The sequence below is a fragment of the Nocardia sp. CA-290969 genome (assembly GCF_050936135.1).
Classification (GTDB): Bacteria; Actinomycetota; Actinomycetes; order Mycobacteriales; family Mycobacteriaceae; genus Nocardia.
The window spans coordinates 1745447-1769350 of the sequence record NZ_JBNJNJ010000001.1; the positions used below are offsets into that span (position 1 = coordinate 1745447).

General features: G+C 67.3%; 21 protein-coding genes and 1 pseudogene. 9 read left to right on the plus strand and 13 right to left on the minus strand.

Going from position 1 to position 23904, the window contains the following annotated elements:
* Positions 1–11: 11 nt before the first annotated feature.
* Positions 12–1097: a helix-turn-helix domain-containing protein gene (locus tag ACQEVO_RS08205; RefSeq protein ID WP_432910544.1), complete on the minus strand. Its 1086-nt coding sequence runs from the start codon at positions 1095–1097 to the stop codon at positions 12–14.
* A 38-nt stretch (positions 1098–1135) separates the two neighbouring features.
* Here ACQEVO_RS08205 and ACQEVO_RS08210 point away from each other — a divergent pair, with 38 nt between their 5' ends.
* On the plus strand, positions 1136–1441 hold the full coding sequence (locus ACQEVO_RS08210) for a hypothetical protein (RefSeq protein ID WP_432910546.1): 306 nt from the start codon (positions 1136–1138) through the stop codon (positions 1439–1441).
* A 156-nt stretch (positions 1442–1597) separates the two neighbouring features.
* Here ACQEVO_RS08210 and ACQEVO_RS08215 read toward each other — a convergent pair whose 3' ends face one another.
* The 6 genes and pseudogenes from ACQEVO_RS08215 to ACQEVO_RS08240 all read right to left on the minus strand — a co-directional run bounded on the left by ACQEVO_RS08215 (position 1598) and on the right by ACQEVO_RS08240 (position 8967).
* Entirely contained in the window at positions 1598–2002 is a 405-nt protein-coding gene (locus ACQEVO_RS08215) for a PaaI family thioesterase (protein WP_432910549.1), read from the minus strand.
* 98 nt (positions 2003–2100) lie between these two features.
* Positions 2101–3759, minus strand: coding sequence for a class I adenylate-forming enzyme family protein (locus ACQEVO_RS08220; protein WP_432910552.1), 1659 nt, complete (start codon positions 3757–3759; stop codon positions 2101–2103).
* Complete coding sequence (locus ACQEVO_RS08225; RefSeq protein WP_432910554.1) at positions 3752–5443, minus strand: class I adenylate-forming enzyme family protein; 1692 nt, start codon at positions 5441–5443, stop codon at positions 3752–3754. Before ACQEVO_RS08225 ends, ACQEVO_RS08220 begins: the two co-directional genes overlap by 8 nt.
* A 328-nt stretch (positions 5444–5771) precedes the next feature.
* A pseudogene (locus tag ACQEVO_RS08230) lies at positions 5772–7253 on the minus strand (class I adenylate-forming enzyme family protein); the annotation flags it as partial.
* A complete protein-coding gene (locus ACQEVO_RS08235; RefSeq protein ID WP_432910555.1) occupies positions 7253–8167 on the minus strand; it encodes an enoyl-CoA hydratase/isomerase family protein in 915 nt (304 codons plus the stop codon). The pseudogene ACQEVO_RS08230 and the gene ACQEVO_RS08235, both read right to left, overlap by 1 nt.
* The gene (locus tag ACQEVO_RS08240; RefSeq protein WP_432910557.1) at positions 8164–8967 is read right to left on the minus strand and encodes an enoyl-CoA hydratase/isomerase family protein; all 804 of its coding nucleotides are present in this window, start codon (positions 8965–8967) and stop codon (positions 8164–8166) included. Before ACQEVO_RS08240 ends, ACQEVO_RS08235 begins: the two co-directional genes overlap by 4 nt.
* Before the next feature lie 115 nt (positions 8968–9082).
* Between ACQEVO_RS08240 and ACQEVO_RS08245 the strand changes: the two genes are divergently transcribed.
* Together ACQEVO_RS08245 and ACQEVO_RS08250 are read left to right on the plus strand one after the other, a co-directional pair.
* A complete protein-coding gene (locus ACQEVO_RS08245) occupies positions 9083–9769 on the plus strand; it encodes a PaaI family thioesterase (RefSeq protein WP_432910560.1) in 687 nt (228 codons plus the stop codon).
* A 36-nt stretch (positions 9770–9805) separates the two neighbouring features.
* Positions 9806–10705: an enoyl-CoA hydratase/isomerase family protein gene (locus ACQEVO_RS08250; RefSeq protein ID WP_432910562.1), complete on the plus strand. Its 900-nt coding sequence runs from the start codon at positions 9806–9808 to the stop codon at positions 10703–10705.
* A gap of 74 nt (positions 10706–10779) precedes the next feature.
* Here ACQEVO_RS08250 and ACQEVO_RS08255 read toward each other — a convergent pair whose 3' ends face one another.
* The 4 genes from ACQEVO_RS08255 to ACQEVO_RS08270 form a co-directional block, all read right to left on the minus strand.
* Complete coding sequence (locus ACQEVO_RS08255) at positions 10780–11484, minus strand: TetR/AcrR family transcriptional regulator (protein WP_432910565.1); 705 nt, start codon at positions 11482–11484, stop codon at positions 10780–10782.
* A gap of 26 nt (positions 11485–11510) precedes the next feature.
* Complete coding sequence (locus tag ACQEVO_RS08260; RefSeq protein ID WP_432910567.1) at positions 11511–12356, minus strand: enoyl-CoA hydratase/isomerase family protein; 846 nt, start codon at positions 12354–12356, stop codon at positions 11511–11513.
* The gene (locus ACQEVO_RS08265) at positions 12343–13554 is read right to left on the minus strand and encodes a cytochrome P450 (RefSeq protein WP_432910569.1); all 1212 of its coding nucleotides are present in this window, start codon (positions 13552–13554) and stop codon (positions 12343–12345) included. The genes ACQEVO_RS08260 and ACQEVO_RS08265 overlap by 14 nt, the downstream gene beginning before the upstream one ends.
* 190 nt (positions 13555–13744) lie before the next feature.
* Positions 13745–14530, minus strand: coding sequence for a coniferyl-alcohol dehydrogenase (locus tag ACQEVO_RS08270; protein ID WP_432910571.1), 786 nt, complete (start codon positions 14528–14530; stop codon positions 13745–13747).
* A 157-nt stretch (positions 14531–14687) separates the two neighbouring features.
* Here ACQEVO_RS08270 and ACQEVO_RS08275 point away from each other — a divergent pair, with 157 nt between their 5' ends.
* On the plus strand, positions 14688–15926 hold the full coding sequence (locus ACQEVO_RS08275) for a cytochrome P450 (RefSeq protein WP_432910573.1): 1239 nt from the start codon (positions 14688–14690) through the stop codon (positions 15924–15926).
* A 46-nt stretch (positions 15927–15972) separates the two neighbouring features.
* Here ACQEVO_RS08275 and ACQEVO_RS08280 read toward each other — a convergent pair whose 3' ends face one another.
* Positions 15973–16845 (minus strand): helix-turn-helix transcriptional regulator, encoded by an 873-nt coding sequence (locus ACQEVO_RS08280; RefSeq protein ID WP_432910576.1) that lies wholly within the window; start codon positions 16843–16845, stop codon positions 15973–15975.
* 130 nt (positions 16846–16975) lie between these two features.
* On the opposite strand from ACQEVO_RS08280, the gene ACQEVO_RS08285 reads away from it, so the two are divergent.
* A complete protein-coding gene (locus tag ACQEVO_RS08285; RefSeq protein WP_432910579.1) occupies positions 16976–17881 on the plus strand; it encodes an oxidoreductase in 906 nt (301 codons plus the stop codon).
* A gap of 59 nt (positions 17882–17940) precedes the next feature.
* On the opposite strand, the gene ACQEVO_RS08290 is transcribed toward ACQEVO_RS08285, so the two are convergent.
* Positions 17941–18780 carry an enoyl-CoA hydratase/isomerase family protein gene (locus ACQEVO_RS08290; RefSeq protein WP_432910581.1) on the minus strand — a complete coding sequence of 280 codons (840 nt, stop codon included), beginning with the start codon at positions 18778–18780 and terminating at the stop codon, positions 17941–17943.
* Between the two features lie 332 nt (positions 18781–19112).
* On the opposite strand from ACQEVO_RS08290, the gene ACQEVO_RS08295 reads away from it, so the two are divergent.
* The 4 genes from ACQEVO_RS08295 to ACQEVO_RS08310 are packed head-to-tail and all read left to right on the plus strand — an operon-like array spanning position 19113 to position 23882.
* Positions 19113–20738 (plus strand): AMP-binding protein, encoded by a 1626-nt coding sequence (locus ACQEVO_RS08295; protein WP_432910584.1) that lies wholly within the window; start codon positions 19113–19115, stop codon positions 20736–20738.
* 4 nt (positions 20739–20742) lie between these two features.
* Positions 20743–21576, plus strand: coding sequence for an amidohydrolase family protein (locus ACQEVO_RS08300; RefSeq protein WP_432910585.1), 834 nt, complete (start codon positions 20743–20745; stop codon positions 21574–21576).
* A gap of 48 nt (positions 21577–21624) precedes the next feature.
* Positions 21625–22671: an acyl-CoA dehydrogenase family protein gene (locus ACQEVO_RS08305; RefSeq protein WP_432910588.1), complete on the plus strand. Its 1047-nt coding sequence runs from the start codon at positions 21625–21627 to the stop codon at positions 22669–22671.
* 14 nt (positions 22672–22685) lie between these two features.
* Positions 22686–23882, plus strand: a complete 1197-nt coding sequence (locus ACQEVO_RS08310; RefSeq protein ID WP_432910591.1) for an acyl-CoA dehydrogenase family protein — start codon at positions 22686–22688, stop codon at positions 23880–23882.
* Positions 23883–23904 lie beyond the last annotated feature (22 nt).

A 23904-nucleotide genomic window follows, 5' to 3' on the forward strand; every position in this document is an offset into this window, starting at 1 on the left:
TCTGCCGTCGATCACACAACGCGATGTGCGGTGGTTACCGTGTGCTCCAGGGTTCGCCGGAACGCATGGTGCAGGATCCCGCGCGGGTTGGGTTCGATCCGCTGGGTCGGGCACGAATGTGCTTCCCGCTGGTCGGTGAACGCGGAAACAAACAAAATTCCGGATGGCCCGTCGATACTGATGATCCGCCAGACCGGTACGTGGTCATAGAGATAGACCTCGACTTGCCGTCCCGCGACGGATAGCTCCCGGAGCCGCGAGATCGATAACCGGATGCCCGCTGTGAACGATTCGGCAGATTCGCCGATCTCCTTCGCGCGGTACGCGGCGGCGTCCGAGTCAGGATTGAGCAGGAGTGTGCGTAGCCGGGCGCCGGTCGGGATCGCCCCGCGAAGTAGCGAGTCCTTCAAGCCGAGAATGCCGAGGCCGCGGACTGCCATGACGTCGATGGCCGCCGAGCCGCGAACCGCGGTACGAATATCGTCGGCGGCATCCGCCTGCGACGGATATGTGCGGGCGATCTCGGCACGATCTGTCGTCACCGGCGGGCTGCCCAGGGGTGCGAGTCCCAGGGCTATCCGGGACGGGTCCGGCATACCCAGGCCGTCGGCCAACCGTTGGAACGAACTGAGGCTGGTTATCTGCCGCCGCCGGTTGATCAACTCATTGACTCGGCCCTGGGAAATAGCCAGTGCGGTGGCGAGGCGTTGCTGACTGGCGCCGGTGTGCTGCTGCACCAGACGAAGGAGACCGGCGACATCACGATCGGCGAGCAGGCGCTGGACCTCGTCACGTGCCCATACTTCGGATGGGACCACAACCGGGGCGAACGCAGACCCGTGCACAATTGTCCTCCCACGCCGAACGCCAGAAGTCCATCTCACGGTGAGATTAGCAGCTGGTCGGTGATATCGGCTCCGTGTAATCGAAAGGCCAAGAGTTTCTTGGCTTACTGGGTGCACCGCTCTCACCGCATTCGAAAGGCACCATGCATGCGAGCTGTTCGCACCCTCGACTACCCCGGACGCCTGGCCGCCATTTGTCGCACGTCGTGCCTTGCGGCTCAACGCACTTTTCCATGGTCTGCGTCCCTGCACGGCCGGGCCACACCCGACATCCCCGGCGGGGCGGAAGGATGAGCGATCGTTCGATCGCCCTCGGCTGGGTCGACCTCGACGCCAGCACCACGCCCGAATGGGACCGCGCGCAGGTGCTGCGGCTTGCCCGGCGCCTCGGCTACCACCTCGTATGGCCGGATGAACGCTCGTTGCTGCCAGTAGCCGACCAAGCCCGCAACGCGGGAGCGGATATGGTGATCCTGCCCGCGCCCGAGCACCTCGGCCCGCTGGAGCTGAACCGGGTCATGGATGTTGCCGACGTGGAGACAGTGATTCCCCGGCTGTCTTTTGCTCGGTGGCATGCGGCTGGAGCCAACCGGTGACCGACTCGGTGGTGCTGGCGCTGCTGGTGGCAGGTCTGGTGGGCGTCACGGTCTGGGGATACCGGCCCCAGTTCGATGAGCGGCGTTTCGACCGGCCCGGAGAAGCCACGGCACCCGCGATGAACGCCGGCCGATCGTCGTCGGTCGGTATGGGCTTCAGCCGCCGGTGCGCGTATTGTGGCCGACTTTGGCGAAACTCACCGTGGCGAGTGCGGCGAGGTGGTCTTCGGGCATGTTGCGCACCTCGACCTGTACGACGATCGAGCGTTTCCCGTCGTGCACGATGGTGGAGACCGTGCGTGCGGTGCCGGTGGTGACTGCGCGGAAATAGCGCACATTCAGATCCGAGGTCACCACACCGCCGGCGGGCAGGCTTTCCAGCGCCAAGGTGCCCGCGGCGATATCGACCAGGGTGGCGATGAGGCCGCCCTGGAGGCCGCCCGAAGTGTTGACGACGTGCGGGGCTACCGGTAATTCCCAGGTCTCCACGCCTGTTTCGTCCGGTTCCTTCCGGAAGCCGATGTGGTCGAATAGATCGCCGATTGCCTGAGTGGAGGTCATGGTTTTCCCTGTCGAGTTGTGCCGGAGCGCACGAGCGTTTCCGGGTGCGTGGGTCGATAACCGGCGCCACAGCGCGATGTGGCGCCCGCCGGAGATGTTCAGTGGGACGGTCCGGTGGCGGTATCGGCGTCGATACCGCGGTCGGTGAGCAGCTTGCGCAGGGCGGCGATATCGACCTTGCCCGTGGTGCCGCGCGGAATATCGGTATCGGAATCGAGCAGCAGCCAGATGGTCGGCACCTTGAACGAACTCAGGATCTCCTTGGTCGCGGCGCGCAGCCCGTCGATACTCGGGCGGCCCGTGACGACCAGGGCGGCGGCCACCCGGTCGCCGTCGCCGCGGTCGATATCGGTGACGAAGGCGCCGGTGACGCCCGCCAGCGATCGCAGCGCCTTCTCGACTTCGCAGGGGTAGACGGTGGCGCCGTTGACCTTGAACATATCGTCGCGGCGGCCGTGGTAATAGAGGAAGCCCGCCTCGTCGAGGCGGCCGAGGTCGCCGGTGGGGTAGTAGCCGTCGGCGGTGAACACCTCCTCGCGTCCGCGGCCGCAGATACCGCGCAGAATATGCGGACCGCGCAACTGGATCTCGCCGATCATCCCGGCGGGCACCGGATTTCCCGCGGTATCGGTGATGCGTACCTGCATGCCGTCGAACGGCCGGCCGCAGCTGCCGTGCGCGGACTCCGGCATATCGGTGTCGGCGGGATAGCCGCAGTAGGGGCCGAAGGATTCGGTCATCCCGAACAGATTCGCGCGGGCGCCGGGCCGTGCGCGTTGGTCGGGTGGTAGGAGTGCTTCGAGGCTGCCGGGGCGCAGAGCGGACAGGTCGGTGCCGAGGGTTTGCGCCCGGCGGGCGAGGGCCTGGGCTTGGTCGGGCCAGCCCCGGAACAGGGTGACCCGTTCGCGTTCGAGCAGCTCCAGGGTCGATTCCGGGCGCGGTATCTCCTCGGTGACCAGGGTGGCGCCCGCGGCGAGCGCGGAGAGGATACCGCCGCCGAAACCGCCCACCCAGAAGAACGGCATCGGGAGGTAGAGCCGGGTTTCGGCGTCGATACAGCGGGCGGTGAGCCCCGAGCGCACGGCGGCCAGCGCGTTGCCGTGTGAATGGATCACACCTTTGGGCAGGCCGCGGCTGCCGGAGGTGAACATGATGAGTATGGGGTCGGCGGGGCGGACGGTAGCGGCCAGCGCTTCGGCGACCGCGGCCGCGGCCGGTGTCGCGACGAGCTGTGCGCCGGCTGCCCGGGCGTCGGTGGATGCCCCGGTGGCGGCCGGTGCCGGCACGAGTGCGGTGGCGGCCTCGACGCTGAATATCTGCCGGAGCGCGGGCAATTCGGGTGCGTGGATCGGTGCTGTGTCGATCGAGTCGCCGAGTTCGGAGCGCAAACCGTCGAGATAGCGGTGACCGCGGAATTCCTCGGTGGTGATCAGTACCGCTGCGCCGGCAACCCGCAGCTGGGCGATCAGTTCCGGCGGTTTCAGCAAGGTGCTCATCGGGACCAGGACGGCGCCGATCCGGGTGAGTGCGAGCGCGATCCGCACCCAGCCGACGCTGTTGGGGGCTACGAGTCCTACCCGGGTGCCCTTGGTGATTCCGGCTTCCACGAAGGCGGCGGCGAGGCGGCGGGTGGTGGTGTCGAGGTCGGCGTAGGTGGTGCGGGTGTGCGGGTCGATCACCGCCGGATGGTCTCCGCGCTCCGCGGCTCGGCGTAACAGTGTGTCGATGGTGTCGGCCGCCTCGGTGCGTTCAGGCATGGAAGATCTCTCCGAGTCGCTGGATATCCACTTTGCCGCCGGCGAGCAGGGGGACGTCGGCGGGTCGTATTGCCGCGAATCGCCGGGGAATTTTGTAGGCCGACAGCTCCTGCCGGAGGTGTTCGCGCAGCGCGGTGTCGACGGTCGCGTCGGGAGTGACGAGTACGGCCGCCACGATCTGCCCGCGCTCGGGGTCGGGCAGGCCGAGCACATGCGCTGTCGCGCCGGTGACTTTCGTAATGGCCTTCTCGACCTCGGCGGGGGAGACGTTCGCGCCTGCGGTTTTGATCATGGCGCCGCGCCGGCCGAGGAAGTAGCAGAAACCATCGGCGTCCACCCGCACCAGATCGCCGGTGTGGAACCAGCCGTCGGCATCGAACGATTCTTCCCGGCTGCGCCCGTAATAGCCCTGCATCACATACGGTCCGCGGATGTACAGTTCACCGGTCTCACCGATCGGAGTGTCTGCGCCGGTGCCGGGATCCACGATCCGGGTATCGAAACCGGGTGCGGGTTTGCCGAACGAACCGCGGCGGTGCTCGGGTTGATCGGAATCGTCGCCGCTGAGCAGCACCACACTGCCCGCCTCGGTCATACCGAGCATATTGTGCCGCAGTTCCGGGTCGGCCGGACGCACGTCGGCGGGCATGATCGTGTACAGGTTGCCGCGGCGCATCGAGGACAGATCGCGTCCCGCGAAACTCGGATGCCGGGCGAGATGGGCGACGCCGGCGGCGAAACCGTTTGTCACAGTGGGTTTTTCGGCCTCCACGAGGTCCAGCGTGGCGCTGGCGTCGGTGGCGTCGGAACAGATCAGCGTCGAACCGGCCAGCAGGCTCGCCAGCAAGGCGTAGCCGAAACCACCGATCCAGAAGAACGGGGAATTGCAGAACAGCCGGTCGCCGGGGGTGAGGCGGCGGATCTCGTTGAGATTGTGCTGATGTCCGAGCAGGCCGCCGTGGGTGTGCACGACGCCCTTCGGGGCGCTGGTCGAACCGGAGGTGTGGATGATCGCCAGCGGATCGGCGGCATCGACATCGCGCTCCATTGCCGCGAGGAGCTCCTCGGCGACGGTATCGGCGAGCGGGTCGAGTTCGCCGATATCGCGGATACGTCGTCCGGTACCGAAGAGACCGATCCGGCCGTCGCGCGGTTCGGGGCCGTCCGGAAGCTCCGGGCGAGGTGCCGCCGATCCAGGGGTGCGCGGGTTTGCGGCGGCATAGTCGATCGCAATATGCCGGAGTTGTGGGGCGGCCGGGCACAGCAGACGATCTGCGGCGCGAGCATCCGAATCGAAGGCGCCGGGCAGCAACTCGGACAATCGCGCAACATAATCGTGCGTGCGGTAACCGGCCGTGGCCAGCAGGATCTGTATATCGCTGCCCACCAATTGCGCACCCAGCTCCCGCGGGGTCGAGAAGGTGGAGAAAGGCACCACGACGGCACCGATCCGGGCCGCGGCGAAGGCTCCGATCACGAAATCCGCGCCATTGGGGTACAGCAACCCGATATGCGTACCCTTGCCCGCACCGAGGGTAATGAGTGCGCGGGCGAGGCGGCCGGATCGCGACTCCGCGTCGGCGTAGGTGATCCGCTCCTGATCGCAGACCAGCAAAGGGTGCTCGCTACGCTCGCGTGCTTGCCGGCGGAGCACCCGGGCGAGAATGTTGTCGTCAGCCGACATGGTCCCCTCCGGTGTGGGACGCCGTCTTACGTCCGCTGGGGTCCGCCTGTTCGCGGCCGATATCGACGGCTTCGTGTGTGACCGGGTCGGTGGGTTCACGTCCGTTCCGGGCGGTTGCCCGGTGTCCGGTCGGGTCGGTGGGGCGGAGAGCGGCGAGGTCGGTGGGCACACGCCCGGGTGGGTCGGCGTCCTGGCGCCCGGGAGGGTCGTCGGGCCGACATCCGGTGAAGTCGGCGGGCTCGTCTCCGGCGGGATTGCGGGGTTCGCCGAACCGGGGTCGAACGGTTTCGTCGCTGTCAGGGTGTATCTGTGCGTGTGATGTCGCCGCGCCTTCTTCGAAGTGGCGCAGTACCGCGCGGAGGTCGGGTTTGCCCGAGGGGGTGCGGGGAATCGCGTCGACCAAAGCCAATTCCGTCGGAATCTCATAGCGCGCCAGCCGGGTTCGCAGGTGTCCGGTCAACTCGTCGGCCGAGGTAGTCGTGTGTTCGCGCAGTTCGACCAGCGCCACCGGTGTCTCGCCGAGTCGCGGGTCCGGCCGCCCGACCACGGCGGCGCCGCGCACCGCCGGATGGCTTTCCAGGGCGCTGCGCACATCGTCGGGCATGATCTTGAAACCGCCGCGGATGATGGCCTGGTCTGCCCGGCCCAGGATCCACAGGAATCCGTCCGCGTCTATCCGGGCCAGGTCGGTGGTGCGGATCCAGTCGGCCCCCGGTCCCAGCTGGCCGGGGATCACTTCGAGTATTCCCGGTTCGCCCGGGCCGAGGACTGCGCCGTGCTCGTCGACCACCCGCAACCGGGCGCCGCCGGTGGCCCGGCCCACACTGCCCCGTTTCACGGTCCAGTAACGCTCGTGATCGGGCAGGGTCCAGCCGGCCACTCCGCCGCCGAATTCGGTGGCGGCGTAGGAGGTCAGCACCGGGATGCCGAATTTCTCGTGGAAGGCGTCGGCGTCCTCGGCCGACAGCGGCGCCGTTCCGGAGGTGACGACGCGGATACCGGCGAGATCCTCCCGCCGCAGCTCCGAATGCAGCACCATCCGCAGCGCCGCCGGTACCAGCGACACCGCACCCGGCCGGTGCGCGCGAACCGCCCGCACCCAGGACTTCAGCTCGAACCGGGGGAGCAGGACGAACGGCCGGGCCTCGGTGACGCACTGGAGCACCCGGAACACCCCGCCGATATGCACCAGCGGCGCGTTGACGATGGCCACACCTTCGCGCGGCTGCTCCGGTGCCGCGGCCGCCGCCGGCTCGGTGCCCAGCACGCTGCGGGCCAGCATGTCGTAGGTGAGGTCCACCCGCTTCGGCGGTCCGGTGGTGCCGCTGGTCAGCATCCGGACGGCCACCCCCGGCCGCGCCGCTCCGATGTCCGGCGAGGTGGCCGTGACACGGATCTCGGGCAGCGCATCCGGACCAGGAATCGAGACGACTGTGGTCTCCGGACGCGGCGCCACCAGCGCATCGAGGTCGCCGGGTGAGCCGATGAGCACCGGCAGCCGCAGGGCGGTGATATCACCACGCGTCCGGTCGTCGCCACGCGACGGGTTGATCACCACCACCGTGCTGCCGGCGAGCAGTACCGTCAGCAGCGCGGCCACGTGTTCGGGACGGTTCCGCAGCAGGATCCCGACGGAACGGGGCCCCGCGTCCGGCTCGAGGACCGCACCGATGCGCTGCACCAGCCCGCCGATGTGCCCCCACGAGTACCAGCGCTCGTCGAATTCCAGGGCGGGTGAATCGGGTTGCAAGGCCAGCACATGGGCTATCCGGCGGCTCAGCGGATGGGTGTGTGGTCCCGTCTGGGTCATCAGCGGATCCTCGGTTCGGTCGCGGTGGGCGGGTCGGCGGCCAGCTCGGACTTGCCGATCGGATTGCCCAGGCGGGTATAGATCAGCCCGTGGTCGAGCGCCGCCCGGTAGGGCTTGTCGAGCGACTCCCAGATCGCTTTGACGGTGCCCTGGGTGGCGGCCGGCGGTTTGGCGGCGATGGTCGCGGCGATCTCGTGCGCGCGGGCCCACAACTGCTCGCGGGTGACGACCTCCGACACCAGGCCGATCCGCAGCGCGGTCGGCGCGCAGACCCGTTCGTCATTGCCCATCAGCGCCATCCGCAATGTCTCCCCGAGCCCGACCCGGCGCATGAGCCCGACCGGTTCCAGCGCCGAGACCAGGCCCGCGGAAACATGCGAATCGAAGAAAGTCGCCTCCTCCGAACAGATCACGACATCGGATTCGTTGACGAAATAGAACGCCCCCGCCGTGCACATCCCGTGCACCGCACACACCACCGGCTTCCACATCTTCTGCCATTTGGGGCTGAGCAACTCACCGGGATCCTCGTGATGCCAGACACTGGCCGGCTGCCCGTAAGGAGATTTGATATCGAGTCCGGCGCTGAAGGCCCGGTCACCCGCCGCGCGCAGGACGACCGCATGCACCGAGTCGTCGAGTTTGATTATGCGCCAGGCGCGTTCGACTTCCTCACACATGGCCCGGTTGAATGCGTTCAGGCGTCCGGGTCGATTCAAGGTGAGCGTCGCGACCCGGTCGGACGGATCGACCTCGAGCAGAATTGTTTCGAAACCACTGCTGCCGGCACCCGATGCCGCTGCGTCCGCCGACCCGGAAGTCGCCGAATCGGACGCGTTGTTCCGAGCGCCCGCCGGACGAGGGGTCGACGGCCCGGGTTCCCGGGGTGCCGGGTTCTGCGGCGCGGGGCTCATCGACAGCGCCAATCGGGCGTGCGCTTCTCGATGAATGCTCTCGGGCCCTCTAGCGCGTCCTCGGTGCGGGTGACCCGCTCCCGGAACGATTCGGCGAGCATCTCGGCCTCGTGCAGCGGGATGTCCAGCCCTTTCACGATCGCCAGCCGGGTACCCCGGACAGCCAGCGGCGCATTGGAATTGACGATCTCCGCGATCTCGTGAGCGCGTTCCAGCAGCCGATCGTGTTCGACAATCTCGGTGACCATCCCGAGCTCATAGGCGCGCTGGGCGCTCATCCGCTCGTGTTTACCCATCAACGCCATCCGGAGAGCGACCGTGCGCGGCAGCACCCGGGCCAGGCGGACCACCTCACGTCCGGCGACCAAGCCGATACTGACGTGCGGGTCGAAAAAAGTCGCCCGGTCCGAGGCGATGACGATATCGCCGGTGGTCACCCAATCCAGTCCCGCCCCGCAGCACACGCCGTTGACCGCGGTGAGTACCGGTTTGGTCATGGTCCGGAACGGGGGTGTGCCCTCCTGGGGTGCCTCCCACTGTTCGTAGGTGGACAGATACGGCCGTTCGTTGATCACCTTGCCGTCACCGGGGATGGCCTTGACGTCGGCGCCGGTGCAGAACGCGCGGCCCGCGCCGGTGACGATGAGCAACCACACTGTGTCGTCGTTCTCGGCCTCGTCGTAGGCGGCGCGCAGCTCGGTGATCATCTGCGGGCTGAGCGCGTTGAGGGCGCCGGGCCGATTCAGTGTGATGGTGGCCGTGTGCCCGTCGACCGTGTAGTCGATGGTGTCGAACGGCATGGTTCCCTCCTGGGCGGACGGGGACAGAGCGCATACTGATATATATACAGTAGACAGTACCGTTGAGCTTCTGCCAAGGTTTGTGCAGACGTGTCGGCAACGAAAGCAGGGTTCGATGGCCGCGAACGAGATACCCGACCCTTTGGTGCACCCCACGGCACCCATCTACTTCGGCGAACAACCCCTCGCTCAGACGGTGGCCGCGGCCGGTGCACTGCGCCGGATCGCCGGGCTACTGATTTCCCTCGAACATCCCCACCCCGCTGTCGACACGATGATCGAGCACCTCGACCGGTGGGAACGGGAACTGGCCGGCGCGGCACCCTTGGACCCCGCGCCCCGGGTGGGGCCGGAGGCAAGCGATGCTCAGCGCGTCTACCTGGACCACGCCTTCGATATCGGCGCCTACAACCCCTGCTTTCCCGAATACCGTTTCGACCTGCTCGGCCCCGGGCACGCCGCCGGCCGGATCACGTTCCCGCTGGTGCACGAGGGGCCGCCCGGACTCGTACACGGCGGGTTCCTCGGCGTGTTCTTCGATGCGGTGGTCCAGCACCAGAGCTGCGCGGCCGGCGTCACCGGGAAAACCCGGTCGATGAACATCACCTACCGCCGGCCGACGCCGATCCTGGTGGAGTTGCGCTTCGAGATCGAACGCGTAGCGCACGACACCGGAATCCGGTCGGCGGCCCGGCTGCTGCGCGACGACACCCTGCTGTGCACGGCGGAGGTCGAAACCGTCGCGGCCGCCGCGGCGAAACTGGCCGGAACCCGGTTCGGCCGCCGCCGCGTACGCGACTGACCCCCGGCATCACCTGCGAAGAGAAGAGGCCCCTCGATGATCAGCTCCAGTGCCGCCGACGGCCGAGTCCACTACGACGTGGACCCCGGTGGCCGGATCGCCACCATCACCCTCGACAACCCCGCGCGGCGCAACTCCTACAACGCGGCCATGCGTGACGCGCTGGCCCGGCACCTGGACCGCGCGGCCGAAGACGACGACATCACCGTGGTACTGCTCCGCGGCACCGAGGGCGTGTTCAGCACCGGCGCCGATATGAACAACGCCTACGGCTGGTACGGCGAACGCGCGCCCAGCGGCGACGGCACACCGGCGAAGAGCCGCCCGAGCCAGCGCCGCCGACTCACCGTGGACCGCAGATCATTCGGCTTCTACCACAACCTCATGGGCTATCCGAAGGTCACCGTGGGCGAGATCAGCGGCTACGCCCTCGGCGGCGGCTTCGAAATGGCACTGATGACCGATATCTCGGTGATCGCCCGTGACACCAGAATCGGGATGCCCGCCACCCGATTCCTCGGACCGGCCCTCGGCAGCCTGCACATGTTCTTCCACCGGCTCGGTCCGGTACTCGCCCGGCGCCTGCTGCTCACCGGCGACATCATCGACGCGGCCGCGGTCGAACACCTGGGCGTGTTCACCGAAACCTGTGCCCCCGCCGCGGTCACCGCCCGCGCGCGCTACTGGGCCGAGAAAGCGTCGAAAATGCCCGCCGACGGTGTGGTCATCGCCAAAGAGGCATTCCGGCTGGTCGAACAGAGCCAGGCATACCAGGGTGAAGAGGTCGCGAGCTATCTGTTCCACGCGTTCGGCACCAACCTCCAGTTCGCCGAAGGCGAGTTCAATTTCGTCAAAACCCGCGCCGAACACGGCACCCGGGAAGCTTTCCGGCTGCGTGACGAACACTTCCACGTTCCCGAACCCGATATCCCCTGAGCTGCACCGGTGGACGGCTCGGAGACAGTCATTGCTGTTCCGGGCCGTCCGCGGCTGTGTCGATCACGCGGTCCTCACCGATTCGCCGCGATCAGCCTGCTCACATGGTCGAGGAGGCACGTCAGGCCGTACTCGAAATTGTGTTCGTCCGGTGCGCCCGATCTGCGGCCCTTCGACATCGCCTGGGAGAGCAGCGGAGTCTTCTCCGGGTCGACCTGGATCTCTTCGTAGTAGGCGCGGGCCGAAGCACCGAGTTCGGAGTTCTTGTCGTAGAGCCGTTGCAGGACCACCGATCCCCGGATGTGCAGATTGACCGCCGAATACGTGTCGAACGCCTGGTCGACGGTCAGCCCGGCCTCGACCAGGGCCGCCACCGCGCGTTCCATCCCGCGGGCGCCGAGGCGGGCGGCGGGTGGGCTCAGCGCGGAGCGGATCAGTACCAGATCGCACAGAATCGGGTTGCCCAGGAAGGCACGGCGCATGGTGCGGGCGTGCTGGGTCAGCGAATCACGCCAATCGGCCGGATCGATGAACGGGGCGTCGAAAATGTGCCGGCTCAGCGCCCGGTCGGTCATGGCGTTGAGCAGATCGTCCTTCTTGCGGAAATACCAGTAGATACTGGTCACCCCCACATCGAGGTGCTTACCGAGCATCGGCATGCTCAACCCGTCGATCGATACCTGCTCGGCGAGTTCGAAGGCACCGTCGAGGATGTCCTCCGGATTCAGCGAGCCACGTTCCCGCCGCCGGCGACTCACACCGTTGGTTTTCCGGTTCACAGTGGTTCTCGTTTCTTCCGGCGGCCTCAGGTATCCGCACCGCGCGCGGTGGGGTACACCGGATCGCGCTTCTCGCTGAACGCGGCGAACGCCTCGAGGACATCGGGGCAGGTGAGGTTGATCCGCTGCGCGTGTCCTTCGTTGACCAGCGCGTCGCGCATGGTGCGGTCGGCGCCGTCGTTCAGCAGTGATTTGGTCTGCGCGAGAGCGGTGGGCGGTCCGGCCGCCAGGCGGGCCGCCGTATCGTCGACGAAATCGTCGATGGTGTCTTCGGGGCGTACCCAGGTGACCAGGCCGAGCGACCGGGCTTGCGCGGCCTCGATCGTGTCGGCGAACATCGCGAGGCGTTTGGCCTGCTGTAGCCCGACGAGTCTGGGCAGCAGCCAGGAGCCACCGCAATCGAGCGAAAGTGCCCGGCGGGTGAAGATCTGGCAGAACTTCGCTTCCGGCGTGGCGACGACGAAATCGCAGCCGAGCGCCAGGTTCCAGCCGGCCCCGACCGCGACACCGCGTACCTTCGCGATCGTGGGTACCGGCAGTTCGTGCAACTGCAGCACTGCCTCGTTGATCGCGCGGATCTCCGCGGCGGGATCGGGGAATTCGTCCATCCCGGACGCGTCGGCGATATCGGCGCCGGAACAGAACGAACCACCCGCCCCGGTGAGCACGACCGCGCGGACCTCGCCGCCGTAGGTGATGTCACGGAGTTCGTCGCGCAGCGCGGACCACATCGCGCGGGTGATGGCGTTCTTGCGATGCGGCCGGTTGAACGTCAGCGTTCGCACGCCTCCGTTCTGGTGGCTGAGCAGTACGGGATCATCGGTCACAATATTGTCCTTTCCGCTGCCGTGGCGTGGTTCAGGCGACGGCATCGAAGGTCACCGGGAGCACATTCGGCGAACGGAAGGGCTGGCCGAAGATATGCGGATCGCCCTCGTCACGCAGTTCGAACCCGGTCAGCCGGGTGAGCAGGCGGTCCAGCGCGACCCGGGTCTCCATCCGGGCCAAGTGCAGGCCGAGGCAGGTGTGCGCACCCGCGGTGAAGGTGATGTGCGGGATGCGGCGCCGGTGGATATCGAATTCCTCCGGGCGTTCCCACCGGCTCTCGTCCCGGTTGGCCGAACCCAGGCACAGGTCCAGTACCGCGCCGCGAGGGATCGCGACGCCGTCCAGTTCGGTGTCCTCGGTGACATAACGCTGCACCAGGGTCAGGGGTGTTTCGTAGCGCAGCCCCTCCTCGATCGCCGGCGGTAGCAGACTGTGGTCGGCCTGCACGGCCGCGAACTGGTCCGGATGCTTCAGCAGCAGGTAGAGCAGATTGCCGGCGGACCGATAGGTGGTTTCCAGGCCGGCCGGTAGCAGCAACCGCAGAAACGAGTAGATCGCCTCGTCGGTGAGTTTCTCGCCGTCGATCTCCGCGGTCACCAGATCGCTGATGATATCGGCGGTGGGGGCGCTGCGGCGCTGTTCGATATGTCCGAGGAAATACTCCTGCAGGTCCTTCGACGCCTGGAGTGCGCGCTCCACATTCCCGGCGTAGCTGATGATCGACACGGCGGCTTTGCGGAAGAACGGTAGATCTTCCGCGGGCAGGCCGAGCAGCCGGGCGATGACCCGGGTGGGGAATTCGAAGGTGAAGTCGCGGACCAGGTCGGCATGGCCGCGTCCGGCGAGTTCGTCGATGAGCTCATCGCAGATCGGCCGGACGATCTCGGGTTCCCAGGTGAGCAACGATTGCGGTTTGAACGCCGCCGAGACGAGACCCCGGTGCGCCCGGTGCCGGGCGCCGTCCATCGCGAGGATGGTCGGTCCCATGAATACGCCGATCGTGGAATCGTAGAGCGCGGTGCTGAAGATCCGGCCGTTGCGCAGCGCGGTGTTGACCGCATCGTAGGAGAACGCCGCATAGGTATCGGTGGGCCGCAGCGACTCCGGGGTTTTGGAGTAGTCCATCACCGTGCCGTGCGCGACACCGGCCTCGGCGCGCCGGGCGGCGAAGTACGGGTAGGGGTCGCGTAGGTCGAGGGTGTCCCCGACCGGCGTCGATTCGTCCTGAACTGGGCTGTTCACAAGTCACCTCTAGCGGTCGTCGGGACCTTGTGGAATCCGCGGTATTCAACATACTGTAATGCATACAGTAAAAGGGATCATTCGCAACGGCAATCTTCGGTGACGGTGCGGCTTCCCTCGGAGTCCGTGGGGCCCGGAAATCGCTGCCGGCTCGTGGGATCGGCGTCTGCGGAATTCCGGCGGAATTGCTTCAGAGTTGTATCGGCGCCCCGGTCGACATCGGCGCCACGAACCCACCGTCCACATGTACATCCTGACCGTTGATCCAGCGGGCCGCAGGCGAGGCCAGGAAGGTGATCACCGGGACGATATCGTCGACGCTCGCATGCCGGCCCACGGTCGCCTTGACCATATCCAGGACGTCTTTGCCCATACTGGCCTCGAAATCGGTGAGGATGGGAGTCTCGGTCGGTCCCGGGCTCACCGTATTGACCCGGACGCCGTACTTCTGCCAGGCGGCCGGTGCCAGGCGCTTGGCGTAGATGATCGCGGCCTGCTTCGAGGTGCTGTACACCGGATAGGCGGGATCCTGGGCATCCTGCCAGGTCCGGACCGTGTCGAGATCGGTCGCGTCGAGCAGGTCGGCGAGTTCATCGATCCGTTGCTGCCAGCCCAGTGCCGCGACCGACGCCACGGTGACGATCGCGCCGCCCGGGCGCAGGCGCGGCAGCATCCCTTCGGTCATCAGGCGCATGCCGAGATAGTTCACCGCGAGCACATCGTGCGCCGGGGCGGTGCCGGGTACGCCGGCGACGTAGGTCAGGACGTCCCATCCCGAATCGATGCGCTCCAGCAGTGCGTCGATCGACGCGGCATCACGCAGATCGCAGTACTCGTGCCGGGCGGCCGGGGTGTCGCTGCGGCGAAGGTCCACCGCGAGGACGTACTCGCCCTGCTCGTGGTAGTGCGCGGCGGTGGCCGCACCGATCCCGGATCCGGCGCCGACGACCACGATCCTGCGTTGTTCGGGCGACATGACTACCACCGCTCCCTTGCTCGGGACGAGTTATTGAATGCTTGACAGTAAGCCTGACTATAAATCACTCTGGTGGGCGGCACAACGCGCGGGACCGGCCCCTCGGCGACGGGTCCGGCCGGCAGCGAACCGAAGATACGGAACGGAAGAACCGCATATGAGCATGCCGATCGTCGACGATGCCGCGAAGGTACTTGCGGACCCGGCCGCCTACACCGACGAAGTGCGGTTGCATACCGCGCTCGGTGCGCTCCGGGCGAATGCCCCGGTGTCGCTGGTGGATGTACCTTCCTACAAACCGTTCTGGGCTATCACCAGGCACGCCGACGTCCTGGCCGTCGAGCGGGCGAACCGGGTGTTCACGAACTGGCCGCGGCCGGTGCTGATGCCCGCCGCCTCGGACGAGATGCAGGACGCGGTCGGTATCCGGACGCTGATCCATATGGACGATCCGCAGCACCGGATCGTGCGGGCGATCGCCGCGGACTGGTTCAGCCCGAAGTCCATGCGTGCGATGGGTGAGCGGATCGACCAGCTCGCCGTGCGCTATGTCGATCGGATGCGCGATACCGGTGGTGAATGCGATTTCGTGCAGGAGGTAGCGGTCGACTATCCGCTGTACGTGATCATGTCGCTGCTCGGCGTCCCCGAATCCGATTTCCCGCTGATGCGCAAACTCACGCAGGAACTGATCGGCAGCGACGACGACGAGTACAAGCGCACGATGTCGGATACCGAGACCATGAACGCGCTGGCCGAGATGTTCGCCTACTTCCAGACGCTGACCGAGGCGCGGCGGGCGAACCCGACCGGCGATCTCGCCTCGGCGATCGCCAACGCGACCATCGACGGCGAACCACTGTCTGATATCGACACCATGTCCTACTACGCGATCATCGCCACCGCCGGGCACGACACCACCAGTGCCACGATCGCCGGCGGGATGCGCGCACTGATCGAACACCCCGGCCAGCGTGCGGAGTTGCGCGCCGATCCCGGCCTGATGCCGCACGCGGTCGAGGAGATGATCCGCTGGGTCACCCCGGTGAAAGCGTTCATGCGCACCGCGGCACAGGACACCACCGTCCACGGCGTGCCGATCGCGGAAGGGGAGTCGCTGCTGCTGTCCTACGCGTCGGCGAACCGCGACGAAGAAGTCTTCGACGATCCCTTCCGGTTCGATATCCACCGCGAACCCAACAAACATGTGGCTTTCGGGTTCGGGATCCACTTCTGCCTGGGTGCCGCGCTGGCCCGGATGGAGGTCGGGAAATTCTTCGCCGAACTGCTGCCCCGGCTGGAATCGGTGGAGCTGGCCGGTGAGCCCGAACTGATCGCGACCACATTCGTCGGCGGGCTGAAACACCTGCCGATCCGCTATCGGTATGTGCGCTGACGTCGACGTGTCGCAGCGCCGCCGTCGGCGGGCCGTTCCGGCGGGATCACTTGCCGGCGAGCGCTGAGCGGGTCGCTTGCATGGTCGAGAGTAGCTGTAGCCGGTCCGCGTCGGCGGTATCCGGCTCGGCCGTGAAGATCAGCATGACCGGGCCGGGATTTCCCGGAAGCGGGTATGTGTCCCAGTCCAGGGTGATGTCGCCGACCTCGGGGATCCGGAAAGTTTTGGTGCCGCTGACGGTCTCGCGGATGTCGTGGCGAGACCAGAGCCGCCGGAACTCGGCGCTGCTGATGCTCAGTTCGCCGACTATCGCGGTAGCGCGAGGGTGGGTGGGATCGGTGGCGACCGCGGCACGCATCATGCCGATGTATTCCAGGGCCTGCCGCTCCCAGTCCGGGCAGCTCCGCTCGCCGGTCAGTGTGTCGTCGAACATCAGCAGGAGCATGTTGAGCCGGTCGGGCGGGTAGCTGTCCGGGCTACCGAGCAGCGCCTCTGCCATCGGATTCCAGTCGAGCAGGTCGAGATGCCTGCCGAGGACGACCGCGGGGGTGTTCATGGTTCGGATCAACCGGCGGGTACTGTCCGGCACCTGTTCCGGGGCGCGGTCCACTCGGGTGGGTATCGGCCGGCGGGCGGCGCGGGCCAGCTTGAACAGGTGGCGGCGTTCCTCGTCGTCGAGGCCGAGCGCGGTGGCGAGCGCGTCCAGAACGTCGTCGGACGGGCGTACCTCTCGACCCTGTTCCATTCGCTGGTAGTAGTCGGTGCTCAGCCCGGCGAGCATGGCCAGTTCCTCGCGGCGCAGACCGGTGACCTTGCGCCGGCCGCCCGGCTCGAGGCCGACGTCGCGTGGATGTAACTGCCCGCGCCGAGCGCGCAGGAAATCACCGAGTTCACGAGCGTACGGATGCGGGTTGCTCACTGCTCCAGTGTGCCCGGGCCTCGGCAGCTGAAGGTAGGTCCCGCAGACCTGGGCAACCGAGAACGACCGCGCCGGCTCGCAACGTCCGTAGCGTCGGCCTGCCAGCGCATTCACACTCCAGGAGCAGCAGATGACCGAATGGACCGCCGACCGCATTCCCGACCAGCGCGGCCGGGTCGCCGTGGTGACCGGCGCGAACTCAGGCCTGGGCCTGGTGACCGCCACCGAACTCGCGCGCCACGGCGCCCTCGTCGTGCTCGCCGTCCGCAATACCGACGCCGGCGAGGCGGCCGCCCGCCGGATCGGCGGCGAAACCGAGGTGCGCGAGCTGGATCTGGCCTCCCTCACCTCCGTGCGCACCTTCGCGGCGAAGCTGGCCGCCGACTTCCCGGCCATCGACCTGCTGGTCAACAATGCCGGCGTGGTACTGCTCGGTCCGCGCCGCACCACCGCCGACGGCTTCGAGCTGCAGCTCGGCACCAATATGCTCGGCCACTTCGCGCTGACCGGTCTGCTGCTCGGCAATCTGGCCGCGGCACGGGAGGCCCGCGTAGTGAGTCTCAGCTCGATCACCCACAAGAACGCGCACCTGGACTTCGATGATCTGATGTTCGAACGCTCCTACCGGGCGGCTGCCGCCTACGGCCGGTCGAAGCTCGCCACCACGGTCTTCGGTATCGAACTGGACCGCCGCCTGCGCGCGGCCGGATCACCGGTCGTCAGCGTGCTGGCCCACCCCGGTCTCACCCGGACCAATCTCACTCCGCGAGCCTGGGAGCACCGTGGCCGTGTGGGCCGGCTGATCGCGCGGGCCGGCCTGCTGGCCACCCAATCGGTGGAACAGGGGGCGCTGCCACAGTTGCGCGCCGCGACCGAGCCCGGTCTGCCGGGCGGCCGGTTCTACGGTCCCGCCGGGCTCATGGAGACGCGGGGCCGGGTCACGGAGGCCAGACTCGGCCGGGAGGCCACCGATCCGGCCGTCGGGAAGCGGCTCTGGGCAGTCGCCGAGGAAATAACCGGCATCCGCTATCTCTGACTTCCGCTGCGCCGGCCCGTCGGGCGGAAACGGCAGGAACGACAGCAACCGCCGGATGATCAACGGCCCCGGAATTGCGGATCGCGGCGCTCCCGGAACGCGGCCAGACCCTCCTTGAAATCCGCGGTACGGCAGGCAAGTTCGAGGGTCAGCAATTCGTGGGTCAATGCCTGGGGCAGGCTCGCGTCCAAGTTGTCGTGGACGGCCTGTTTGGTCAGTCCCAGTGCCACCGTGGGTGCGGCGGCGAGCCGGTGCACCAGCTCGGCGCCGCGCCGGTCGAGGTCGCCGGGGTCGACGGCCTCGTGCACGAGCCCCCAGTCGGCGGCTTCGCTGCCGCCGATCTTCTCGCCGAGCAGCAGCATGCGTTTGGCGCGGGCGAGCCCCACCAGCCGGGGCAGCAGCCAGGTCGATCCGGTATCGGGACTGAAACCGCGGTTCAGGAACGGTTCCCAGAACACCGCGTCGCGCGCGGCGACGGTGAAGTCGGCGGCCAGGGCGAGGTTGCACCCCATCCCGGCCGCCCATCCGCGCACGGTGCACACCACGGGGAGGTGGATGGTGTGCACGAGTTCGATCAACCGGTTGGCGGTATGGGGGATGCGGCGTACCAGGTCGCCGGTGCGGGGGCGGCGGTTGTCGCTGTTGGTGCTCACCCAGTCCACTCCGGAACAGAAATCCTCGCCGGCGCCCTGGATATGTACCACCCGCAGGTTTTCGTCGGTCGCCGCCCGGGTGAGCGCGTCGATCAGCTCCCGCAGCATCCCCGGCGCCAGCGCGTTGCGCCGCGCGGGCCGGTCGATGGTCAGCCGCAGCACCGGACCGTCCTGTTCGCGGTGGACTGTTTCCGGCGGGAGCGGGTCCTGGGTTTTGTCGCTCACTGCGTCTTCCTGGGTTCGCATTCGGGCCCTCATTGATACCGTTGACCATACCGTAAGAAGCTCCGGGATGGTTCGTGACGGGCCTGCCGGTCGAACGTCGCGGCAGTCCCGGATCCGCGGACCCGCCGGGCGTGACACCTCGGCCTGGGGTAGGTGGCAGTTTTGGTCCCGTTGCCTATTCGGTAAACCTTGCGCCCGGCGGTACTGATAGCTATACAGTAGACACTACTATTCGGTATGCGACAGGTCGCGCGGTAGTGGAGGTGGCACATGGACGGACCCGCCTGGCGTCGGTCCGAACAGGTTGTGGATCCGGTATCGGTGCTGCCGGCCCGAGATTCCGGAGGATCCCGGTGACGGAATGGAGTATCGGAGCCGTATTCGACGCAGTCGCCGCCGCGGCGCCGGATCGGACCATGACCATCTGCGGCGACCGTAGGACAACATTCGGCGAAACCGCCCTGCTGACCCGCCGTTTCGCCGATTTCCTCGCGTCCCGTGGGCTCGGCGTGCGCACTCCGCGCGAGCAGCTGGACCGCTGGGAATGCGGCCAGGACCGAGTGGCGCTCCTCATGCGCAACGACCGGTACCTCGACGTGATGATCGGCTGTATGAAGGCACGCACTGTGCCGGTGAATATCAACCACCACTACACCGAGCACGAAATAGCCGACCTGCTCGCTTATATCCGGCCGAGCGCGATCGTCTACCACCGATCGTTCGGGCCGGTGGTCGCCGCCGCCGCACCCGAGGGTGTGGACCTGCTCGTTTCGGTGGACGACGGCAGCGAGATCGACGAGCCGCCGGGCGCGGTGCGCTTCGAGGAGGCAGTGGCCGCCGGCGCCGCCGACCGGGTGATCGAGACATCCCCGGACGATGTGGTGATGCTGTGCACCGGCGGGACGACCGGGCGCCCGAAGGGCGTGCTGTGGCGGCAGAGCGATATGTACGTCTCGTCCATGAACGGGGCCGATCACGAATCATTGGCACCGCTCGCACAACTCGTCGCGGCGACCGGGTACGTCTGGTTCGCGGTCTCACCGCTGTCGCATGCCGCCGGTATCTGGACGTCGTTCGCCGGTCTGCTCGCCGGGCAGACGATTCTGCTCTACGACGACCGGAGGACGTTCGACGCCCGCACCGCGCTGACGGCCGCGCAAGAGGAACGGGCCGCGCTGATGACCATCGTCGGCGACGCCTACGCCGGACCGCTGGTACGGGAACTGCGGGCGCGGCGCTATGCACTCGATTCGCTCATGGCGATCGGAACAGGCGGTGCGGCAACCAATCCGAAGCACCGGCACGAACTGCTCGAGCTGCTTCCGCATGCCACCGTGGTCGAAGGGTACGGCTCCTCGGAGACCGGCGGGATGGGCTACGGCCGCAGCAGTAAGGGCGCGGAGGTGGACACGTTCGCGCCGATGCCCGGCGGGACGGCGGTCTCGCTCGACCGCAGCCGCTTCCTCGAACCCGGAGACACCGAGATCGGGTGGGCGGCGCGTACCGGCCGCGTCCCGCTCGGCTACTTCGACGATCCGGAAGCGACCGAACGTACGTTCCCGGTGATCGGTGGGCGGCGCCTGGCGATCCCGGGTGATCGGGCCACGGTCGCCACCGACGGGAGCCTGCGCCTGCTCGGCCGGGATTCGCTGGTGGTCAACACCGGCGGCGAGAAGGTCTTCGTCGAAGAGGTCGAAGAAGTCCTGCGCGCCCAGGCCGGTGTGCACGACGCACTCGTCGTCGGGCGGCAGAGCCCGCGGTGGGGACAGGAAGTCGTGGCCCTGGTGTGTATCACCGACGACCTGGAGATCACCGAACTGGTCCTGCGGGAAGCCTGCCGGCTTCGCCTGGCCGGATTCAAGGTGCCCAAGGAGATCATCTTCGTCACCGAGATCAGACGGCTCGGCAACGGCAAACCGGATTACCGCTGGGCGTCGCAACGCGTGACCGTACGGGTCGCGGAGGAAAACGAGGTCTGAGACTATGCGCAAGGTCATCGACTGCCTGGTCAACGTGCACTTCGGTGAACAGGAACAGCCCGGCTGGATGCTGAAGGTCCGCGACGACTACTTCAAGGGCCCGAAATCTCTCTATGAGCAGGTGGAACTCGGTGCGCTGCTCGAGGAGATGGACGAACAGGGCGTCGAAAAAGCCGTACTGATGTATTCGATGAAGAAGCCGTCGGCCACCGCACGGAAATTCGCCGAGGCACATCCGGAACGGTTCGGTCTCGCGCTCAACGGTGTGGACCTGCTGCATCCGGTCTCCTCGCTGCGGGAACTCGAAGCTTTGTCGAAGGACCTTCCCGTCGCCTACACCGCCATCGGGCCCAGCTTCTGGGGCGACGGCCGGTATCCGCCCACGGACGCGGTCTACTACCCGCTGTACTACAAATGCGCGGAAATGGACCTGCCGCTGTGCATGAACACAGGGCTGCCCGGCCCGCCGATTCCCGGTGAGGTGCAGAACCCGATCTACCTCGATCGTGTGTGTTATCGCTTCCCCGAATTGCGCCTGTGCATGATCCACGGGGCCGACCCGTGGTGGGATGTCGCGATCCGGCTGCTCATGAAATACCGCAATCTGCGGCTGATGACCTCGGCCTGGTCGCCGAAACGGCTGCCCGACAGCCTGCTTCATTTCATGCGGACCCGGGGCAAGGACAAAGTGATCTTCGGGTCCGACTGGCCGGTACTGACCATGCGCCGGGTCGTCCCGGAAGCTGCGGCTCTCGATCTCCCCGGTGACGTCCTCGACAACTACCTCTACCACAACGCGCGGGACTTCTTTTTCGGCGACCGATCCGCCGACGACTGAATCGCCCAGAACACAGAGAACGCCGCGCCGGACCAAGGAGCACGCAGAATGGATCGCTACGAATTGCGGCGGCAGGACTACAGCCTGTCCGAGGACCAGTCCGAATTACAGGCCGCCTACGCGAAATTCTTCAGAAGCCGCTGCCCGCTGGAGGTCGTGCGGGCCGCCGAGGCCACCGGTTTCGACAAGAACCTGTGGGAGCAACTGTGCGGTACCGGCGCGACCACGATGGCGCTGCCCGAATCCGCGGGCGGGGACGGTGCGACGCTGGTCGATCTGTCCCTCGTCGCGGAGGAACTCGGCCGCGTCCTCGCCCCGGTCCCGTGGGTCGATCACGTCTGTGCGACCCGGTTGCTGGCCCGCTTGGGTGTGTTGGACGCCGACGCCGACGCCGCGATCGTGGAGGGTCGGCAGCTGGTCGCGCTGGAGTCCCGGATCGGGGCGACGGCCGGAACCCGGCTGATCCCGGCCGGGGCGGTCGCCGACCATATCGTGGTCCGCGAGGGCGACGAGATCGTGCGCCTCAGCTTCGATACTCGCCCGGCCGGCGTCGAGAATATCGGCCGGTTGCCGATGGCGTGGATCGACCCGGCCGCGGCCGACCGGCGTACGGTGCTGGCCGCCGGTGCCGCGGCTCTCGCCCATTACGACCGGGCACTCGACGAATGGCGGGTACTGACAGCGGCGGCCTTGGTCGGCCTGATCGACGAAACCCTGCGTATCGCGGCGGAATTCGCCACCACGCGGTACACGATGGGCGTCCCGATCTCCACGCTGCAGGGTATTTCGCATCCGCTGGCCAATATCGCCATCACGGTGCAGGCCGGGCGCAATCTCGCCCGGCGCGCGTCCTGGTTCCTCGAATTCGAGCCCGATGTGCAACCGGCCCTCGCGTCGGCGGCATTCGTGTACACGGCCGAGGAGGCGCCCCGGGCCGCCACCATGGCAGTCCATGTCCAGGGCGGGCTCGGGGTCGCGGCGGAGTCGGCGGCCAGTGCCTACCTGCTCCGCGCGAAGGGGTGGCCGCTGGCAGCGGGCGATGCCGCCGCGAGCGCGGTACGCGCCGCCGAACTCCACGCCGCGGCCCAGAGCTAGAACGGAGTACATCGATGGATTTCTCAGTGGTCGAACTGTCCGACGAGGATCAGGCCTTCCGCGCTCGCGCGCGGGCCTTTCTCGACACCCATGTGACCGACGAGGTCCGGCGCCGGGACCGCGAAACCGGCGACAACTTCGACGAAGGCGTCCACCTGGCGATGGGGGCCGAGGGCTGGCTGGCGGCGGAACTGAACAAACCGGGCGAGGGCGGGCTCGACCGGTTGCGGCGCCGCATCTGGGACCTGGAGAAGCGGCGCGCCCGGGTGCCATGGGTCACCTGGGGCACCACCGCGATCGTGCTCGGCTCGGTCCGTGACTACGGTTCGCCCGAGTTGAAGGAAGAGATCCTGCCCAAGGTGGCCAGTGGCGAGGTGCGGCTGTGCCTCGGCTACACCGAACCCGACGGCGGATCCGATGTCGCGACCTGTAAGACGCGGGCGGTACGCGACGGGGATCAGTGGGTGATCAACGGTTCGAAGATGTTCACCACCGGAGCACACAACTGCCAGTACGTCTTCCTGATCACCAATACCGACCCGGAGGCGCGGAAACACAAGAGCCTCACCATGTTCCTGGTTCCGCTGAACACCCCCGGTATCGAGATCCAGGGCATCCGCACCGTCGACGGCGACCGCACCAATATCGTCTACTACAGCGATGTACGCGTCGACGACAAGTACCGCCTCGGCGAGGTGAACGGCGGCTGGTCGGTACTGATGGGCCCGCTCAACACCGAGCACGGCGTGGTCGACGCCGCGGGCGACGGCCTGCAGGACGTCTCGATCATGACCCACCAGGGCGCCATGACGGCGGTAGCGGTCGACCGGATCGCCGCGCTGGCGGCGCAACCGCGTCCGGACGGGAGCCGGCTGCTCGACGACGCTTCCGTGGCCTACCGGCTGGGGCGCAGTATCGCCCGGATGGAGGCGTCGCTGTCGGCACCGCATATGTTCGGCCGGGTTGCCATCGCGCAGGCGATGCGCGATATCTCACCGGACCTGATGGACCTGCTCGGCCCGGCCGCGGCGCTGCCGGTGGAGACCGAGGGCGCCGCCGACGACGGGGGAGCGGAATACATCTACCGCTGGGCCCCGCTGTGCGGTATCTACGGCGGCACCCTGGAAGTGTTCCGCAATATGATCGCCCAGCACGTCCTCGGACTGGGGAAGCCCAACTATTCGCTGCCGGCCGAACCGAAAGCTGCCTGACCCGTCGGGAAGTAGTCCGGGT

Bases quoted from the DNA above. Each gene is read 5' to 3' on its own strand.
- ACQEVO_RS08210 (WP_432910546.1), top strand. From the start codon at position 1,136: ATGAGCGATCGTTCGATCGCCCTCGGCTGGGTCGACCTCGACGCCAGC.
- ACQEVO_RS08215 (WP_432910549.1), bottom strand. From the start codon at position 2,002: ATGACCTCCACTCAGGCAATCGGCGATCTATTCGACCACATCGGCTTC.
- ACQEVO_RS08220 (WP_432910552.1), bottom strand. From the start codon at position 3,759: ATGCCTGAACGCACCGAGGCGGCCGACACCATCGACACACTGTTACGC.
- ACQEVO_RS08225 (WP_432910554.1), bottom strand. From the start codon at position 5,443: ATGTCGGCTGACGACAACATTCTCGCCCGGGTGCTCCGCCGGCAAGCA.
- ACQEVO_RS08235 (WP_432910555.1), bottom strand. From the start codon at position 8,167: ATGAGCCCCGCGCCGCAGAACCCGGCACCCCGGGAACCCGGGCCGTCG.
- ACQEVO_RS08240 (WP_432910557.1), bottom strand. From the start codon at position 8,967: ATGCCGTTCGACACCATCGACTACACGGTCGACGGGCACACGGCCACC.
- ACQEVO_RS08245 (WP_432910560.1), top strand. From the start codon at position 9,083: ATGGCCGCGAACGAGATACCCGACCCTTTGGTGCACCCCACGGCACCC.
- ACQEVO_RS08250 (WP_432910562.1), top strand. From the start codon at position 9,806: ATGATCAGCTCCAGTGCCGCCGACGGCCGAGTCCACTACGACGTGGAC.
- ACQEVO_RS08260 (WP_432910567.1), bottom strand. From the start codon at position 12,356: ATGCCGTCGCCTGAACCACGCCACGGCAGCGGAAAGGACAATATTGTG.
- ACQEVO_RS08270 (WP_432910571.1), bottom strand. From the start codon at position 14,530: ATGTCGCCCGAACAACGCAGGATCGTGGTCGTCGGCGCCGGATCCGGG.
- ACQEVO_RS08275 (WP_432910573.1), top strand. From the start codon at position 14,688: ATGAGCATGCCGATCGTCGACGATGCCGCGAAGGTACTTGCGGACCCG.
- ACQEVO_RS08285 (WP_432910579.1), top strand. From the start codon at position 16,976: ATGACCGAATGGACCGCCGACCGCATTCCCGACCAGCGCGGCCGGGTC.
- ACQEVO_RS08290 (WP_432910581.1), bottom strand. From the start codon at position 18,780: ATGCGAACCCAGGAAGACGCAGTGAGCGACAAAACCCAGGACCCGCTC.
- ACQEVO_RS08300 (WP_432910585.1), top strand. From the start codon at position 20,743: ATGCGCAAGGTCATCGACTGCCTGGTCAACGTGCACTTCGGTGAACAG.
- ACQEVO_RS08305 (WP_432910588.1), top strand. From the start codon at position 21,625: ATGGATCGCTACGAATTGCGGCGGCAGGACTACAGCCTGTCCGAGGAC.
- ACQEVO_RS08310 (WP_432910591.1), top strand. From the start codon at position 22,686: ATGGATTTCTCAGTGGTCGAACTGTCCGACGAGGATCAGGCCTTCCGC.